The sequence below is a fragment of the Bartonella sp. B17 genome, from assembly GCF_053795755.1.
Genome location: NZ_CP200032.1, coordinates 441,050 through 455,829, shown reverse-complemented (window position 1 = coordinate 455,829; position 14,780 = coordinate 441,050). Strand labels below are relative to the sequence as shown.

10 protein-coding genes are annotated in these 14,780 nt (G+C 40.0%); 2 read left to right on the top strand and 8 right to left on the bottom strand.

The features are described 5' to 3' along the window. Positions 1–105: 105 nt before the first annotated feature. The 4 genes from purH to htpX form a co-directional block, all read right to left on the bottom strand. Positions 106–1,722 (bottom strand): bifunctional phosphoribosylaminoimidazolecarboxamide formyltransferase/IMP cyclohydrolase, encoded by a 1,617-nt coding sequence (gene purH, locus V4B18_RS02075; RefSeq protein WP_455476192.1) that lies wholly within the window; start codon positions 1,720–1,722, stop codon positions 106–108. Between the two features lie 162 nt (positions 1,723–1,884). Beyond that, positions 1,885–3,582 carry a heparinase II/III family protein gene (locus V4B18_RS02070; protein ID WP_455476191.1) on the bottom strand — a complete coding sequence of 566 codons (1,698 nt, stop codon included), beginning with the start codon at positions 3,580–3,582 and terminating at the stop codon, positions 1,885–1,887. 64 nt (positions 3,583–3,646) lie between these two features. After that, entirely contained in the window at positions 3,647–5,014 is a 1,368-nt protein-coding gene (locus tag V4B18_RS02065; RefSeq protein ID WP_455476190.1) for an RsmB/NOP family class I SAM-dependent RNA methyltransferase, read from the bottom strand. Positions 5,015–5,053: 39 nt separating this feature from the next. Further along, positions 5,054–6,106, bottom strand: coding sequence for a zinc metalloprotease HtpX (htpX, locus tag V4B18_RS02060; RefSeq protein WP_455476189.1), 1,053 nt, complete (start codon positions 6,104–6,106; stop codon positions 5,054–5,056). Between the two features lie 104 nt (positions 6,107–6,210). On the opposite strand from htpX, the gene V4B18_RS02055 reads away from it, so the two are divergent. After that, entirely contained in the window at positions 6,211–6,426 is a 216-nt protein-coding gene (locus V4B18_RS02055) for a DUF1674 domain-containing protein (RefSeq protein ID WP_455476188.1), read from the top strand. 161 nt (positions 6,427–6,587) lie between these two features. On the opposite strand, the gene rpsP is transcribed toward V4B18_RS02055, so the two are convergent. The 4 genes from rpsP to V4B18_RS02035 form a co-directional block, all read right to left on the bottom strand. After that, the gene (gene rpsP / locus V4B18_RS02050) at positions 6,588–6,956 is read right to left on the bottom strand and encodes a 30S ribosomal protein S16 (protein WP_455476187.1); all 369 of its coding nucleotides are present in this window, start codon (positions 6,954–6,956) and stop codon (positions 6,588–6,590) included. 39 nt (positions 6,957–6,995) lie between these two features. Beyond that, entirely contained in the window at positions 6,996–7,307 is a 312-nt protein-coding gene (locus tag V4B18_RS02045; RefSeq protein WP_455476186.1) for a chorismate mutase, read from the bottom strand. A 21-nt stretch (positions 7,308–7,328) separates the two neighbouring features. Continuing rightward, complete coding sequence (gene ffh / locus V4B18_RS02040) at positions 7,329–8,903, bottom strand: signal recognition particle protein (RefSeq protein WP_455476504.1); 1,575 nt, start codon at positions 8,901–8,903, stop codon at positions 7,329–7,331. A 232-nt stretch (positions 8,904–9,135) separates the two neighbouring features. Next, positions 9,136–9,795, bottom strand: a complete 660-nt coding sequence (locus tag V4B18_RS02035) for a carbonic anhydrase (protein ID WP_455476185.1) — start codon at positions 9,793–9,795, stop codon at positions 9,136–9,138. Between the two features lie 266 nt (positions 9,796–10,061). On the opposite strand from V4B18_RS02035, the gene V4B18_RS02030 reads away from it, so the two are divergent. Continuing rightward, positions 10,062–14,771, top strand: coding sequence for an NAD-glutamate dehydrogenase (locus V4B18_RS02030; protein ID WP_455476184.1), 4,710 nt, complete (start codon positions 10,062–10,064; stop codon positions 14,769–14,771). Positions 14,772–14,780 lie beyond the last annotated feature (9 nt).

The window sequence follows — 14,780 nt, the reverse complement described above, 5'->3', positions numbered from 1 at the left end:
ATAGAGCAAACTACAAAAAATGTCAGCACTATAATTTTATAACGAACATGCATCTGCAACGTGAGGAAGTCATACCCAAAATTCATCTTAATAAAAATCAAACCATCAATGGCGAAAATGCCGTACACCTGTGAAAACCATGGCTAAGCCATGAGCATCAGCAACAGCAATGACTTCTTCATCACGCATTGATCCTCCTGGTTGAATAACCGCCGTTGCACCAGCCTCCACAGCTGCTAATAAACCATCTGCAAAAGGAAAAAATGCATCCGATGCAACCACGCTGCCTTTAGTAGAAGATTGCGTTAAACCTGCTCTTCGTGCACTTTCCTCCGCTTTATGCGCAGCAATTTTAGCTGAATCGACGCGACTCATCTGGCCAGCACCAATTCCAACTGTTGCACTATTTTTTGCATAAACAATAGCATTTGATTTAACATGTTTGACCACACGAAAAGCAAATTGAAGATCACGCATTTCACTTTTGCTTGGAGCCCGCTTTGTTACCACTTGCAGTTTAAGGTCATCAACAACTACATTATCACGTGATTGCACCAAAATTCCTCCTGCAAGCGTTTTAACAACCATCCCTGCGCAACGTGGATCGGGTACCCCCCCAGTAATCAACAAACGAAGATTTTTTTTCTGTGCAATGATTTTCCGTGCAGTCATTGTCGCATCAGGAGCGATAATCACTTCTGTGAAAATTTTCACAATTTCTTCAGCACATGCTTCATCAAGAGGCTGATTTAAAGCAACAATTCCACCAAATGCAGAAACATCATCACACATAAGAGCCTTCAAATAGGCTTCTTTCACGCTTCGTCCTTCTGCGACACCACAAGGATTTGCATGTTTAATAAGAGCAACAGCAGCAGTTCTTTTTGGATCAAATTCTGCCACAAGTTCAAATGCCGCATCAGTATCATTTATATTGTTATAAGAAAGAGCCTTACCTTGCAAAAGTTGAGCTGTTGCAACGCCAAAGCGTTTGTCATTATTGAGATAAAGTGCTGCCCGTTGATGAGGATTTTCTCCATAGCGCATGACACTTTTAAGATGACCAGAAAAACTCTGCCAAGACGGCGCTTCAATTTTTAGATCTTGTGCAAACCACGCTGCTATTGCCGCATCATAAGCAGCGGTGTGCTCATAAGCACGCATCGCTAACTGACGTCGCATAGAAAAGCTTAAACGCCCACCATGCTGCTTTAATTCATTCAAAACTAAATCATAATCGCTCACCGTTGTTACAACACCAGTATAAGCATGATTTTTTGCTGCGGCGCGAATCATTGCTGGTCCACCGATATCAATATTTTCAATAATTGTTTGTTCATCAGCCCCAGATTTGAAAGTTTCTTCAAAGGGATAAAGATTAACAACCAAAAGATCAATTCCATGAATGCCATGCTTTTCCATAGCAACCGCGTGACTTGGATCCTGCCTTACCCCTAATAAAGCACCATGAATTAAAGGATGAAGTGTTTTGACACGTCCATCCATTATTTCTGGAAATCCAGTAATTTCGGCAACATCTTTTACGGGCAAACCAGCATTCATTAAAACTTTTGCTGTTCCACCTGTAGAAATTAATTCAACACCGTAAGTGCGAAGTGCTTGTGCAAACGCGACCAAACCTGTTTTATCAGACACAGAAAGAAGAACACGACGAACCTGATGAAGATCAGGCGTGGGGATATTTTTTAAAGCAACACCCATAGCACAGAAATCCTAAGAAATAAGATAGTTAAAATTTAAGCAGAACATGCTTTATGCACTTATAGCACACGCTTTTATCAAAATACATTGAAAGGATAAATCTCTTGCTTTTAACACACACAAAGAACGGTACCACCTTTATTCGTATCACAAAAGAGCAAGTCATCTCTTTAATTGACGACAGATAAAACGCCAACGAACTTTTTCTTGAAATGCAGGACGAAAATATAAAACAATCTGTTGTGAGCGTTGCGGACCTGTTAATCCAGCAAAGTCAATTGAATCTTCAAGATAGATATCAGTATCAGGCGATATAAAATACCATATCTGCCCACCCTCTACCGCTAAACGTACAGAATCTCCATCGTGATTAACCTTAACACAAGGATGAAGATGAAAGCGAATAGCAACGTTATTTTGTTCATTATGCTTCTTTAACTGTCCTTTATTTAGCATAAAAAAGCGATCAAACCCTTCAATCATTGCGCCATTTGTTGCTAATACAATACCTCGTTCATGAACAAGATTAAAAGACTGCACATAACCATTATGACTGGCAACAAAACCAATTTTCTTTGAATCTTCTATACGCCGTACTGTAACATCCATTGGCCCTTCAAGTAAAAAGGGAGCACTATTTTTCTTCCTTTTACGAAAAACACCCACCGAACAATCATTAACCGTTGCCGTTGAATGTGCTGCAGTAACACGTCCGAAATGCCTATACTCTTCATCCCCATAGGGATTGACACCCGTATTGATAATAAAACGGCTACCTTGCGATGACATTTCAAAAGATAAACACCCCGAACAAGCACGCTCTGCTGCAGAGCGCGGTGGAAATTTTCCTGTATCAGCAAGCACCGTCGTTTGATTGGCCTGTAAACGTTGAAACCCTGAATAACGTGCATAGCTGAAAGGATTTCCTGCCGTTTCATCAAGCTTTAAAACTGTTGATAAGCACTCAGGTGCAATAGGTCCAACTCCATTAAAGTGCGCTAATGTTTTATCCTCATGAATAAAAAACCGCAAAGCTGGCAACATACGCTCAACAGAATTGATTAAAATGCGCGGTGCTGTTTCATGACTATACGCAAAAAGATGACGCAGCGATAATAAATCTAACAATAAATTAAGCAAGATAGCAGGATTGCGCGAAATATGTCCACCATCAAGCAAAATTTGGTGCGAAAGCTCCTTTACAAGACAGGTTTGCACTTTTTTCTTTATTGCTGCAGAAACAGGCAAAGCAAGAGATGCAAATGTCAAAGCTACCGCTGCCTGTAAGCGTTTATCATTGTTTTCCATACTGTAAATGATTGTGCGCAAATAGCGAAACTGGAAACCAAGTGCACGCAAAAAACGCTTTTCAAATCGTTCGCTTGCTCTATCCAGTAACATTTTTGAATGACAAATCCATGAGATCAAGCGTCGTGCCACAACAGGCTCACTCCAAGGCAACCCTTTTACCTTTTTGCCATTATGGTCAAGCCAATCTTCCAATAGAGCGCGTGCATGTGCCGCCGCTAAATTACTATCAGCTGCTGTCATATGTCGTAACCAATGAAAATCATGGAGTGCTGCTTCCCATTCTAGCGTTGGTGGAATTAATGAAAAAGGTGAAACAGCACCAGAATGAGCAACACAACCAGCAAAAGCAAAACGACCGTGATAAAACTCATGTGCCACTAACGGATCAGCTAAATATAAATCAATAGGATGTGCTAAAATCTTATGGGGACGAAATCCCGAAAATCTCCAAGGAAATAGCGGTCCCACCCACAAACGTCGCATAAATTGATGCATCAAATACATTAAATCCGACGTTATTATCTGAGGAACTTTCACCGCAACAGCCACAATTTTGTCTCCGTATGTGCTTAATCGAGCGCAATTTCGGCCATTTTAGTAAATAAACCGTTAATTAAACAACTTTCCGGAAGCGAGCAGCAAAAAAACCATCCATTCCTAAGAATATTTTTTTCTCAGCATCAAAATTTTCATAACAAAAATCAGCAGGCGTTGTACGTAAAGTTCCCCGTGTGGAGAGTAAATGTGCCATAGCACCCATTTCTTCCAAAGAAATAGGATCTAAAACAATGTCATCACGTGTCGATAAAATTTTTTCAACAAGATCTTCACCTTCTTCTTTTGCCAATGAACAATTGGAGAAAACAATACGTCCACCTTTCTTCACCAAAGCGATTGCTGCCAAAAGCAAATCATATTGCAGCGCTGCTAATTTAACGATATCATCCATTGATTTTGTCCATAAAATATCGGGATGACGACGTATCGTTCCTGTGGAAGAACAGGGCGCATCAAGAAGAATGGCATCAAAAGGCTGATCTGGATGTAAATTTCTCATATCACCCTCAAAATAGCGCACTGAAAAATGAAGCCGTTCCATATTTGCTTTCAAACGTTTTATACGATTAGCAGACATATCAACGGCTGTTACATCAGCCCCCTGCAAAGCTAATTGTGCTGTTTTTCCTCCAGGGCTCGCACAAAGATCAGCAACTCGCTTTCCACGAATATTTCCAAGTAGACAAGCAGGCAAGGATGCTGCAAAATCTTGAACCCACCAAGCACCTTCTGCATAGCTTGGCAAATCAGAAATAGAACAACCCAAACGACTCAGTCGAATTGAACCATTGGGCAAAACAACACCTCCAAGCCGTTCTGCCCATCTGGTATTATCGGATTTCACAGTTAAATCGAGAGGTGGCTCAAGAGTTTGAATTGCTAAAATTTGATCAGCCTTTTCTGTTCCATAAGTTGCAACTAAAAGTTGCCCAAACCACAATGGAACCTCACCAATAGTAGGAGCTTGTTGACGTAAAAATACTGCCTCCCGTACAACATTACGTAAAAGAGCATTCACAACCCCTGCAAAACGGCGTATACGAGGATCAATTTTAGCTACGCGCACAGCTAAATCGATCGCAGCATGATCGGGAATATCAAGATAAAGAATTTGTGCCACGCTAATATGCAAAAGATGCTGCAATGAAAACGCTTTTGGAGGTAAGGGATGCATCAAAAAACGCGATAAAGCTGTCGTAATCTGCCCCCGATGACGCAAAGCCGCGCCCAAAATAGCCCGACACAACAAACGATCTCGGTGCGAAAGCTCCAAATATTGTGGATGTCCATGCTCATTATCCGTTAAACCAGAAAGAGGCGTCTGCTTATCAAGCACCGCCCCTAAAAGACGAACACATACCCGCCTCACGCCTAATCCCGGAACATTTATTTCGGATGTATGCCCCACTTTTTTATGTTTCAAAATAATACCTTTATACTTTTTATTCTTTAAGTAAGAGCTTTATAATTGAGATCGCTTTGAATCTTTATACCGAAGCCAAGAAGGGCGTTTTGTGATGCGTTTTAAAGCGCTTTTTTCCTGATCACTTTGGATATTAACTTTAGCACTATGATTTAGATCCCCATAGCTTAAATCCCTATCTTTTTCATAAAAACTACTCTCTTCACCCCACAGCTCCAAGCTTTTAATCATCGATCCTTTCATCTCTTCTGCTTGCCTATAAAGAGCTGCAATGCGATTTGCAGTTGCTGGATGTGTAGAGAACAGGCTATCAGCTCCCTCACCACTTAAAGGATTGATAATAAACATATGCGCTGTTGCTGGATTCTGTTCAGCCTCCTCATTATAAACCGTATGTCCACTTCCTGCAATTTTACCCAGCGCCGAAGCCAACCATAAAGGATTACCGCATATTTCAGCACCCCGCCGATCAGCAGCATATTCACGCGTGCGGCTAATAGCCATTTGCACCAGCATAGCTGCAAAAGGAGCCACAAACAGCGCAATAACACTCCCAAGCACCCCAATACCATGAGACTGCTCTGAAGAATGACGCTGCCTCCCCATAAATAGAAAAAAATTACCAAGCATAGAAATCGCACCTGCAATCGTTGCAGTTAGTGTCATTGTTAACGTATCATAATGTTCAATATGCGCCAACTCATGCGCCATAACCCCAGAAATTTCCTCTGCACTCAATTGCTTTAATAATCCAGTACTCGCAGCAACAGCTGCATTGTAAGGATTACGCCCCGTCGCAAAAGCATTTGGCTGTGCACTATCAATAACGTAAACTCGTGGTCGAGGAAGAGAGGCTTTTTGCGCTAAATCGCTTACAATCTTATAATAAACTGGTGAGGAATGTTCATCAACTTCGCGCGCTCCATACATGCGCAAAACGATTTTATCCGCATTCCAATAAGAAAAAAAGTTCAATGCCCCTGCCATTAAAAACGCAACAACCATACCATTGCTACCTCCAACAAGATAACCAACTGCCATAAAAAGAGCGGTCATAAAAGCCAAGAGCATTGCAGTGCGCATTATGTTCATTGTTCAAAAAACTCCATAATAAAATATAATCATTTTGTATTATATAATGGTTCTTATATGATGGGACTTTCTTTCTACTTCTTCAACAAAATTAGAGATATAAAATGGACAAAAAAGATAAAAAAATAAATAAACAAAATGCAACTGCCCACAAACTACAATCCCTTTCTCCACAAGCACAACGCGCTCTCCTTGAAGCTGAAGAAAGACGTAAACAAGAAATAAATGAAAACAAACCCTTTGAAAATGGTGGGCGCGGCGGCAAAGACCCTTCACGCTATGGAGATTGGGAAATTAAAGGCCGCGCCATCGATTTTTAAAGCAATTGACTTCTAAACTAAAGAGTCACATTAATTTTTCAAAAATTAGCACTCTTTAACGAGAATCTGTTTTTACAGATAAAAGCGGACAGCTCCAGATAACTATAGCTATCCTGTATAAATAAAAATTTTAAAAGCATTATTAACTATGCTTGAAAGCGTCATGCTTCTTTTTCTGCAGTAGCAGCTGCTGCTTCTTCAGCAGCTTGTTTTGCAGCAGCTATACGTTCTTGTGCCTTTTTACCAGGTTCACCTTTGTGTGGGTTATTGCGAATTGGACGCGTTTTTAAACCAGCAGCATCCAAAAACCGTAAAACGCGATCTGTTGGCTGTGCACCCTGCCCAAGCCAATGTTTGATACGCTCTTCGTTAAGCTTTACACGCGACCCATCTTTCGGCAACATTGGATCCCATGCACCAACACGCTCAAGAAACCGCCCATCACGCGGACTACGTGCATCCGCAACAACGATATGATAATAAGGGCGCTTTTTTGAGCCTCCACGGGACAAACGAATTTTCAATGCCATATTTTATCTCCTATTGTCAGCTCTGACTTTCGTTTAAATTTACTTGTTTTGTTTTTGCTGCTTCTCAGCAATAATTTCATGGTGACGAACAACTTCTTTAATAATAAATTTCAAAAATCTTTCAGCAAAATCGGGGTCAAGATGACTTTCTATAGCTAATTGACGTAAACGTGCTACCTGATGTTGTTCGCGCAGAGGATCTATTATTGGCAAATCATGACACGCTTTTAAATATCCAACTGCCTTCGTACAACGAAAACGTTCTGCCAAAATATAAATCAATGCAGCATCAAAATTATCAATGGACGATCGTAAATGCGCTAATTCATTCAATACTTTTTCCTGCATCATATTTTCTTTCCTCTTTGCATTTTATTTTTTCTTGGAATGCTGAGGAAATTTTCCCCTACTATCAGCAGTATTTTGAGAAAATCCAGGGAATGTAATTCCACGCCCTGGCAGACCAGGTAATGTGTTTCCTCCATTACCACTTTCAATTTGCTTTTGTAATGTTGATAGTTGCTTTGGATCAAACCCTGATAAATCGGGTATAGCTCCAGAATCTCCGCTAAGAGATCCCGTAGGATCACCAAATCCCATTTTAGAACCAAGACCTCCAAACATTTTTCCCATTAAGCCGCCTTTACCGTTACCTTTCATGGCTTTTACCATATCAGCCATTTGGCGATGCATTTTTAAAAGCTTATTAATATCAGCAGCACTCGTACCAGATCCTTTTGCGATTCGTTGTTTACGACTATGTTTTAAAATCTCTGGATTTGCACGCTCTGCAGGTGTCATTGACGAAATAATCGCCAATTGACGGTTAAACAAACGGTCATCAAGACCCGCAGCGGCAATCTGCTCTTTAACCTTTCCCAAACCTGGCAGCATCCCCATAAGGCCACCCATACCTCCAAGTTTTTTCATTTTCTGCAATTGCTCTGCAAGATCATTTAAGTCAAATTTCCCAGCCTGCATTTTTTTTGCAAAAGCCGCAGCTTTCTCATGATCCATTGCCTCGGAAGCTTTTTCAACTAAAGAAACAATATCGCCCATCCCTAAAATACGATCAGCAACACGACGGGGATGAAATTCTTCTAGAGCATCTATTTTTTCACCAGTTCCAATTGCTTTAATTGGCTTACCCGTAACGGCACGCATTGAAAGAGCCGCACCACCGCGACCATCACTATCCATGCGTGTTAAAATAATCCCTGTAACCCCTACGCGCTCATCAAAAGACCGTGCAAGATGAACAGCATCTTGACCAGTAAGACTATCAGCAACCAACATAATTTCATGAGGAAGGGAAGCCGCTTTAATTTCACTCAATTCAAGCATCAAAGCTTCATCAATATGATTACGACCCGCTGTATCAAGAATAAGCACATCATAACCACCCAATTTTGCTGCTTGTAGAGCACGAGCTGTAATATCAATGGGTAACTGCCCTGCAACAATGGGCAAACTTGCGAGTTTTTCTTGCTCTGCTAGTTGACGCAATTGTTCCTGTGCAGCAGGACGGCGTGTATCTAATGACGCCATTAAAACTTTTTTACCGTGCTTGTCCGTAAAACGCTTTGCAAGCTTCGCAGTTGTAGTTGTTTTTCCAGAGCCTTGTAAACCAACCATCATGATAACAACAGGTGCTGGAGCATTTAAATCACTCAGAACGCTTTCATTTCCAAGAACATTAACCAATTCATCATGAACAATCTTAACAACCATCTGTCCAGGTTTAATTGATTTAACAATTGCAGACCCAACAGCTTTTTCACGAACACGATCGGTAAAAGAGCGAGCAACATCAAGCGCAACATCAGCTTCTAATAAAGCGCGGCGAATTTCGCGTAGCGCAGCCGTGACATCTTCATTTGACAAAACACCACGTCCTGTCAAATTAGATAAAATGGAACCAAGCCGCTCTTGCAAAGATTCAAACATCATTTACCTCATTGCTGCATAACAAACAAACCAAAATGGCACCCGAGAACGCACCGCGTCGTCGGATGTTGACCTCTGAGATCTCTTTATACCCTTAAAGTAGGGTCTCAGTCGGTGGCTCCAAGTTAATCTTGTCACTGAAAGCTCTTCTCTCTTCAAACTACAAAACCCTTAACTTGTCAAGATTTATCATATAGCACTTTTTATACGAAACCCAAAGACAGCAAGTATTTTATAGCTGATGAGCGTTTTCATCTTTCATGCACACAAAACTGCCTGTTTCTGGGTTCATAGCCCACAACTGTCCATTTGAGATATCAAACCAAGCTCCGTGCAAGGTTAAAATACCCTGATCTTTGCGCGCTTTTATCCACGGAAATATCTCTAAATTTTTCAAAGAATCATGAATAGAAAGCCGCTCTAATGCCGTCTGTTGCTCTGTCATAGTCATCGATTTATCACTAACAACGACTTTTGCTGCTGGCGCTAAAAGATTTATCCATTGTCCAATAAAATCATCCGACTGTAAAGATTTACACGCTCCTTTAAGAGCACTGCTAATACCCCCACAGCAGGCATGACCCAAAACAACAATATGCTTAACCCCAAGAAATTGCACCGCATATTCAATAGCAGCTGATGTTGCATGATATTTATCATCAGGAGAAAATGGAGGCACCAAGTTTGCCACATTGCGTATCACAAAAATTTCGCCTGGTTTAGCATCAAAAATCATTTCTGGTATAGCACGCGAATCACAACAAGCAATAATTAAGACATCAGGTTTTTGTCCCTCGACCGCTAATTGGCGATAATGCTCCTCTTTGTATAAAAAATGATTTTCTATAAAAGATTGGTAACCGCTTAAAAGTCTTTCTGGCAGATACGTCATCTGTATTTATTTCCCCACATTTGCTTTCATTTTGTATATTTTTAGGACAATATAATAAGATAAAGTACTAAAAATGCTCTTTTATAGACACAATATTATTTTCTCAGAATGTCAAATTATTACTATAAAATGAAAGAAATAATTTATTTTTACCAATAATAACTATTCCTTGCTGAAAGCAAAATGATGCACTACAAAGAATAGTATAGAAAACTCTATTCTTGCAAAAAGAAGAGACTATAAAAAGCAAAAAAGGGACAATCATTGTGTTAGAAGAACAAACGTTAGAAACAAAAATCAATCAAGATAAAATAAAACAAATCCTTTTTGCTCATACCGATAAAGAAGATATTGCCTGTTATGAAAATGAAGAGCTGCAAAAAGCCGCAACCACTGCTATGACAGCTTTTAATCTACATAAGGCGGGGAAAAGCACCATCTGCTTTGAACAAAATTTAACCCGCGATAACAAGCCTATAACCGTTATCACACTCGTCAACGACAACAAACCTTTTCTTCTTGATTCCATTTTAAACGTGTTCAATCAGCACAAAAATCATATTCATTTGATTGCACACCCCATCATTAATTGTACCTCTGGACAACGTATCAGCTTGATGCAAATCCACGTCGAATTGTTAAAAAAACAGCAAATACAAAAGCTTAAAGATGAGCTTACTTTAGTTCTTGAGCAGGTTAATGCTGCTGTACAAGACTGGAAACCTATGCTTGAGCAAGTAAAAAAGCATGTTCATGGCTATCAAACAAATCTTCCATCAAGCCATAAACAAGAAGGCGCAAAAGCCATTGAATTTCTTAATTGGTTGATGGACGATAATTTTATCTTCCTTGGCATGCGCAGCTATGGTTTTATAAAAGACCAAGAACCTACAAAATCTTTTACAGCCAGCGATATTGAACTTGGTATTCTCACCGATGCTTCTATTCGTATTATTGGTGATGCACGTGTGCAAGAACCTCCTCAGGAAATCTTATCCTTTATGGAAAGTGATAACCTACTTATTGTAACAAAAGCTAACAGTCGTTCAAAAATTCACCGTCCTGTTTGGCTCGATTATATTGGTCTTAAAATCTTTGACAAAAAAGGACTCCTTTGTGGAGAATTACGCATTGTAGGATTGTTTACTTCCTCAGCTTACACACGTTCTATTTTAAAAATCCCTTTCTTAAAAGAGAAAGCTAAAGCCATTATTCAACGCCTTGGATATGACAGTGCTGACTATTCTGGAAAAGCACTCGTTAGTGTTTTAGAAACTTATCCAAGAGATGAGATGTTCCGCTCTGATGTTGATACATTGACAGAAAATGCCAAACTGATCCTGCAATTAGATGAACGCCCACGCCTACGGGTGCTCGCCCATACTGACTCTTTTGGACGCTTTGTTTCTATACTTGTTTATATTCCCCGTGATCAATATGGCAGCAATATTCGCGAAAAAATTGGCGAATATTTTGTTGGCCTCTACAAAGGTGATTTTTTTGAATCCTATCCACTGTTTTTGGAAAGCACGCTAATACGCGTCCATTATATCATCCATCGCAAAAGCAGCCAGAGCGTTCCTATTATCGAGCGCACTACACTTGAACAAAATGTACGTTCTATAGCACAAAACTGGGAAGACAGTGTTCAAGCCACAGCTTTAACCTGCAAAACAACAGACCAACAAATACGTTTGGCTAGTCAATTTCCCAATAGCTATCGTGACCTATTTTCAGCTAAAAATGCAATTGAAGACGCAGGGCATATTTTAAATCTTAATGATAAAAAATCGCTTTTTGTTACTTTTTATCACACACATACCAAAGAAAAACATGCTATTTGTCTCAAGATCTTTCACCGCTATGAGACGCTTGCTCTTTCCAAACGTGTGCCACTTCTCGAAAATATGGGGTTTTGGGTTGTTGCCGAGCAAACACTTGAATTACCAGATGGCAACGGAGGCTCTGTATATCTTCACGATATGCAATTGGAAAGCGCTTTCCAGCTCTGTATTGATCTTGACAAAACTGGTCAAAAACACGCCGAAACATTTGAAGCTGTTTGGGATCAAAATGCTGACAATGATGCCTTTAATGCTTTAACCCAAACAGCTCAACTTGATTGGCGTGAAATTGTTATTTTACGCCATTATGGACGTTACCTCCAACAAGCAGGAATTCCTTATTCACAAGAGCGCGTTGCTAAAACTTTAAATGCTTATCCTGATATTACCCAAGATCTTTATGCTTTGTTTCATTTAAAATTCCATCAAAGCCATACAGAAAAAGAGAGAGAAGTAAACCAACAAATCATTCAACAACGCATTGAAGAAAAATTACAAAAGGTGCTTGGTTTAGATGATGACCTTATTTTACGCCGTTATCGCAATCTCATCAATGCAACTTTACGAACAAATGCTTTTACCCCTCTTCAAGATGGCAGCCCACGGCGCATTTTAGCAACAAAGTTAAACCCACGCCAAATTGAAGGTTTGCCCGAACCACGTCCTTATCGAGAAATTTTCGTTTATGGGCCAGAAGTTGAAGGGGTTCATTTACGCTTTGGTTCTATTGCCCGCGGTGGAATTCGTTGGTCTGACCGTGCATTAGATTATCGTACTGAAGTGCTCGATCTCGTCAAAGCACAACAAGTCAAAAATGCAGTTATTGTTCCTGTCGGTGCAAAAGGTGGATTTTATCCTCATCATCTCCCACAAACCAATGACCGAACCGTTGTGGTAGAAGTCGCACGACAAGCTTATATCGACTTTATCACAGCCTTGCTTTCCATTACCGACAATTTGGTGAATGGGAAAGTAAGCACACCTTCCAATATCATCCGCCACGATGGCGATGACCCCTATTTTGTTGTCGCTGCCGACAAAGGCACTGCGACCTTTTCTGATACAGCCAACGCAATCAGTCAAGCAAATCATTTTTGGCTCGATGATGCTTTTGCTTCTGGAGGCTCAGCAGGCTATGACCACAAAGCCATGGGGATTACAGCCAAAGGGGCATGGGAAGCGGTTAAAAGACATTTCCGAGAATCATTTAATCACGATATCCAAACAGCCCCTTTTACTTGTGTCGGGGTTGGCGATATGTCTGGTGATGTTTTTGGAAATGGAATGCTACTTTCCAAACAAACAAAGCTTATAGCTGCCTTTGATCACCGCGATATCTTTATCGACCCTAATCCAGATGTGGCTGAAAGCTATGCAGAACGTATGCGTCTCTTTAAACTGCCTCGCTCAAGTTGGCAAGATTACAATCATGCAAAATTATCAAAGGGTGGTGGAATCTTTTCACGCACAGCAAAAACCATCACACTCTCACCCGAAGCAGCACAAGCTATCGGTTTTGAAAAACAAAGAGGAACACCTTTTGAAATTATTTCTGCTATTCTTAAAGCACCTGTTGACCTTTTATGGTTTGGCGGCATTGGTACTTATATACGTGCAACAACAGAAACCAATACTCAAGTAGGTGACCATGCCAATGATGCACTGCGCATTACCGGTGAACAAGTCCGTGCAAAAGTTATCGGAGAAGGTGCTAATCTCGGCGTTACACAGCGTGGTCGAATTGAATATATCTTAAACGGTGGGCGATGTAATACTGATGCCATTGATAACTCTGCAGGCGTTAATTGTTCTGATGTTGAGGTCAATATCAAAATTGTTCTCGCACAAGCACTTCGCGAAAAAACGCTTACACGTGAAGCGCGCAATGCGCTTTTAAAAGAAATGACACCGCAAGTTGAACAATTAGTTTTGCGCAACAATTATTTACAACCACTTGCTCTTTCTTTAGCTGAAAGTCAAAGCATTGCTGACTCACCTTATCAAATACGCTTTATGCACGATCTAGAGCAGAAAAAACTTTTAGATCGTAGAGTTGAAATTCTCCCTGATGAGCAAATTTTGCGCCAAAGAATAACCAAAGGCCAAGGATTAGTTCGCCCAGAACTCGCTGTTATTTTGGCATACGCGAAATTAACTCTGAAAGAAGAAATCACTCACAGCCCCATCGTTGATGATAGCTATTTTAACACAACTTTACTGCATTATTTTCCAACTCAAATTCAGAAAAACTTTGAAAAAGAAATCATTAATCACCAATTGCGTCGCAATATTATTGCAACTCTCATTGCCAATGATATTGTAAATCGTGGAGGATCTACCTTTGTTAGTCGTCTACAAGATGCAACAGAACAAAAAACTGAAAATATTATTCGCGTTTTCATCGCGCTTCGTGATGGATTTGAAATTCCTCAATTATCTGGCCAGATTGACAATCTCGATAATGAGATCTCTGGTCTTGTTCAAAATAAATTTTACGCAATCATCACCTCAATACTCTTTGAGATAACTAATTGGGGTTTGCGCAATATGGATCTTTCTGTTCCATTAGAAGAACTCGTAAAAACAATTAGGCAATCCCGTACCGTTATTGAAAAACAACTTATGGACTCCAACGATAAAGATATTAATCGAAAAATTAAAGAAAAAGCGGTACATTATCATGAAGAAGGAGCACCAAAAGATTTAGCAAAAAAACTAGCTCTCTTAGAAGCTGCTCCAGTAATTTGTGATATTTCTTTAATCGCAAAACGAAATAAGAGCGATCTTATTAAAGTTGCAGACATCTACTTCTCACTTACTCAAATCATCCGTGCAAACCGCATTAATGAAGCAAGTCAAACAATACCTATGCTTGATTATTATGATAATATGGTCTTAAGCCAAGCCAAAGAAAATATTGCTGAAAGCTTGCGACAAATCGTTACAAAAATCCTGAAAAATTATGGAGAAAAAGAGGATCCATTCGCAGCTTGGAGCGAAGCAGAAAAAGACCACATTTGCAATATAACAAATAAAGTTTGTGCTCTTATTGAAAGTGATCTTAACATTTCTCGCTTTACCTTTGCTGCAGGTATGATTGCTCAGCTTCAAAACACTACTTTTCAAGTTTAAAGCAATGCA